At 68.6% G+C, this 1034-nt stretch carries 1 protein-coding gene; it reads left to right on the top strand.

All coding sequences use genetic code 11. From position 1 onward, the window contains the following. Positions 1-254 precede the first annotated feature (254 nt). The gene (locus ABWI07_RS44430) at positions 255-860 is read left to right on the top strand and encodes a MarC family protein (RefSeq protein ID WP_010984532.1); all 606 of its coding nucleotides are present in this window, start codon (positions 255-257) and stop codon (positions 858-860) included. Positions 861-1034 lie beyond the last annotated feature (174 nt).

Below are 1034 nucleotides of genomic sequence, written 5' to 3'. Positions count from 1 at the left end.
AGTTCACCACGGATCCCGAGGTGTACGGGGAGATCACCCGGCGGGCGACGGGCGCGTTCCCGGTGCCGGGTACCGGCGGAAGCCACTTCGCCTGAGGCGAGTCCTCCGGATCGGCCCGGATTCTGCCGGGCCGGCCTGCCGGGTCGCACGGCGTGCCATGCCGTGGCGCCCACCTGTTCGTCCGGTTCCGTTCCGCGGAACCGCCTGCCCATGGCGGCAACCCCGCTCTCATCACCTCCGCAAGGCCATCAACCGTGTTCGACGTCGCCGTCTTCGGCTCACTCTTCCTCACCCTCTTCGTGATCATGGATCCCCCCGGGATCACCCCGATCTTCCTCGCGCTCACCGCCGGCCGGCCCGCCAAGGTGCAGAAGCGGATGGCGTTCCAGGCCGTCTGCGTGGCCGGTGGAGTCATCACCGTCTTCGGGTTGCTCGGGCACCAGATCCTCGACTACCTGCATGTCTCCGTGCCCGCGCTGATGATCGCCGGCGGACTGCTGCTCCTGCTCATCGCCCTCGACCTGCTGACCGGCAAGACGGACGAGCCCAAGCAGACCAAGGACGTCAACGTCGCCCTCGTACCGCTGGGCATGCCGCTGCTCGCCGGCCCCGGCGCGATCGTCTCCGTGATCCTGGCCGTCCAGAAGGCCGGCAGTGTGGCGACCCAGGTGTCCGTGTGGGCCGCGATCCTCGCGATCCATGTCGTGCTGTGGGTGGTGATGCGGTACTCGCTGCTGATCATCCGTGTCATCAAGGACGGCGGCGTCGTGCTGGTGACGCGGCTCGCGGGCATGATGCTCTCCGCGATCGCCGTGCAGCAGATCATCAACGGGGTCACCCAGGTGATTCGGGGGAGCTGACGGGCCGCACCGGCCCCGGGGCACGCAGAGCCCCGTACGACATCGGGTGATGTCGTACGGGGCTCTGAAGTCTGTGAGACGTCCGTTTCGCGACGGGCGCCCGTGAGACGTCCGCGTTACGAAGCGGACGATTCGGTCGGGCGGATCCACAGTCGCTGCCCGATGGCGGCGGCC

This window comes from Actinomadura sp. NPDC000600 (genome assembly GCF_040492135.1).
Taxonomy (GTDB): domain Bacteria; phylum Actinomycetota; class Actinomycetes; order Streptosporangiales; family Streptosporangiaceae; genus Spirillospora.
The sequence above is the reverse complement of the archived record's forward strand: the minus strand, read 5'-3'. Positions and strand labels throughout refer to the sequence as shown.